At 65.8% G+C, this 2,227-nt stretch carries 4 protein-coding genes and 1 tRNA gene; 4 read left to right on the top strand and 1 reads right to left on the bottom strand.

Annotated features, from left to right (window positions below; genetic code table 11):
- The 4 genes from DRV84_RS16085 to DRV84_RS15055 all read left to right on the top strand — a co-directional run.
- Nucleotides 1-327: transposase (locus DRV84_RS16085; RefSeq protein WP_158547832.1), on the top strand; the 327-nt coding region annotated here is incomplete at its 5' end.
- A 79-nt stretch (nt 328-406) separates the two neighbouring features.
- A complete protein-coding gene (locus DRV84_RS15705; RefSeq protein WP_158547831.1) occupies nt 407-691 on the top strand; it encodes a LuxR C-terminal-related transcriptional regulator in 285 nt (94 codons plus the stop codon).
- Between the two features lie 121 nt (nt 692-812).
- Nucleotides 813-935, top strand: coding sequence for a hypothetical protein (locus DRV84_RS16185; protein WP_275668770.1), 123 nt, complete (start codon nt 813-815; stop codon nt 933-935).
- A 486-nt stretch (nt 936-1,421) separates the two neighbouring features.
- Nucleotides 1,422-1,497, top strand: a tRNA-Phe gene (locus tag DRV84_RS15055).
- A 145-nt stretch (nt 1,498-1,642) separates the two neighbouring features.
- Here DRV84_RS15055 and DRV84_RS15050 read toward each other — a convergent pair.
- Nucleotides 1,643-2,050 carry a hypothetical protein gene (locus DRV84_RS15050; RefSeq protein ID WP_205026752.1) on the bottom strand — a complete coding sequence of 136 codons (408 nt, stop codon included), beginning with the start codon at nt 2,048-2,050 and terminating at the stop codon, nt 1,643-1,645.
- Nucleotides 2,051-2,227 lie beyond the last annotated feature (177 nt).

The raw sequence follows: 2,227 nt of genomic DNA, 5'->3' as shown, positions 1-2,227 counted from the left end.
GAGCTCCTGCACGGCGCGGAGACGTCGGTCTGGGCGGACAAGGGCTATGTCAGCGCAGCACGGGAGGCCGCGTTCTCAGGCCCCGGCAAGGTCTGGGGCGTCATGCGCAAGGCGCCGAAGGACGGCGCGCTGCATCCCTTGGACGAAGACATCAACCGGATCATCGCCAAGGTGCGGGCGCGCGTCGAACACCCGTTCAGGGTGCTCAAGTGCCAGTTCGGATATCTCAAGACCCGATACCGCGGCCTCGCAAAGAACCGGGCACAACTCTTCACGCTGTTCGCACTTGGCAACCTGTTCCTCGTCCGACGGAGGCTGCTGGCATGAGGCGGAGTCTGCCCTCGGACGCCAATCTCGGCTCTTCGGGCAGGCAGATCTCCCGAAATCGCCGGCATACCCGGTCGACGTGCCCTCGTCACACCGCCTCTGTCCGAAGATCGGCGATGCCGAAGCGGTAGATCAGACGATCCTCAACAAGCCCCTCGAGGGCGAGAGCGCCTTCGGCCTGAAACCGCGGGAGGCGCGCGTGCTCGCCGCGCTCTGCGAAGGGCTCCAGAACAAGGAAATCGGCGCGGCGCTCGAGATCGAGGAAACGACCGTGAAAATGGACGTGCGCGCGATCTGCATCAAGATGGGCGTGCGCAACCGGACCGAAGCCGTGATCAAGGCGCTCAAGCAGGGCGGGGTCTGATCCCGAAGCGGTACGCCCCGTGCGGTCGCCCCGGGATCACGCGAGGATCCGGATAACCGGGGCTCCACCGGACGACCTTTTTGCGCAAAGAGGATGAAGCCCGGACTTTCCTCTCCCCCAGATGGACCTGTTCCACAGGCTCGGTGAAAGGTATGCCGAGCGCGGGGTAGCGGCCGAGTACGGCGACGCGGAGATGGATGTCTGCGATCTAACGATTGAAGGCGAGGCATCGCACCGCCACTGATGAAGTGGATCGTCCCCCGTTCCCGGCATCGCAATGTGCGATATAGGGGTGCTGTCAAAGCCACGTTCGAGTCGGCTCATATGAAATAGCCTACGCCCTTCGGTATCGATCCTGGCAAGCCCGTTTGCCATGTCCACGGCGTCGACGCGGAAGGCGCCATCGATACGCCCAGTTGACATGTCATCTGCTGCGTCGCGGGTGCGCCGATCAGACTGGGACACGCGGAGCGGGAGTTGTACATGGATCGTTCAATCACCGTTATCATCGATCAGCGCAACGCGCGCGAGAACTCCCGGCCTTTGTGTCTCGCCGGCCCCTTCGCGACGAACGTGACCCCGCGGGCGAGCCGGCCGACGGCGTCCGCCGGACGGTCGTGCGCCTCTTCGCGGCGACCGGTCCCGGCTTGGCCTGAGCGCCGCGGCGCCGGCGGCAGATGGCAGAACCGCGTTGACACCCCCGGGAGCCTCGTCTACGATCGCGCAGCGGGCCGAGGTAGCTCAGTTGGTAGAGCACGCGACTGAAAATCGCGGTGTCGGCGGTTCGAATCCGCCCCTCGGCACCACCACTCTCGCGCAAACACCCGGGTTTGTGTGATTTTAGGCTCATCGCGGCGTCGCTATCCACCCAAATGTCCACCCTCGGCGGCCTGCTGACCGGCGTCTCGGGCCCGTCTCGGCGCGCTCTTGCGGTTGGTTCTGCTCCGTGCGTCAGGTTTTGGCGCTGCGCTGCTGATTGATGTGGAAGAGACGCGCGAGGATCTCGTCGTCATCGAGCGTTCCCGCGCGCCAACCGTCGCCCCAGCCGTAGGCGTCGGCCACGGCCTCGTCGAGCGCGGCATGGGCATTGGCGAGCCATGCCGGGCGCGTGTTGTAGAGGTTGGCGAGGATGCGCTTCTTGAGTTCCTCGGCGGCGTCCTCGGTCTTCGGGATCAGGCGGTCGGGGTAGCCAGCGACCACTTCCGGCACGCGGTCCACGAGGTCGGGCGGGTTGAGCCAGCTCTCGCGCAGGCGGTTCAATTCGGCGGCGGCGTCCGCGATGGCTTGCGCGCACGGGTCGGCAGCGTAGCCGGCGGCGGGGATGTCCGGGGTCAGCCCCTCGGGGAAGGGGAAGGTCATAAAGCAACCGCTAATCGTGTAGCGGAGGTCGTTTCCTACCTGTCCCATACCGGACGATCACATGGACCCTCGCCGGACCGCGCTCTTCGCAGGCTGCGACGACGGCGCGCTCGCCATTTTCGTTCGACCCCGTGGCGCGACATGGCTCGCCATGGGCACGCATCGCCTCGCTCATCG

It is taken from the genome of Rhodosalinus sediminis, from assembly GCF_003385555.1.
GTDB lineage: Bacteria > Pseudomonadota > Alphaproteobacteria > Rhodobacterales > Rhodobacteraceae > Rhodosalinus > Rhodosalinus sediminis.
The sequence above is the reverse complement of the archived record's forward strand: the minus strand, read 5'-3'. Positions and strand labels throughout refer to the sequence as shown.

Excerpts from the sequence above, each read along its gene's own strand:
- DRV84_RS16185 (WP_275668770.1), top strand. The coding sequence starts at position 813 with ATGGACCTGTTCCACAGGCTCGGTGAAAGGTATGCCGAGCGCGGGGTA.
- DRV84_RS15050 (WP_205026752.1), bottom strand. The coding sequence starts at position 2,050 with ATGACCTTCCCCTTCCCCGAGGGGCTGACCCCGGACATCCCCGCCGCC.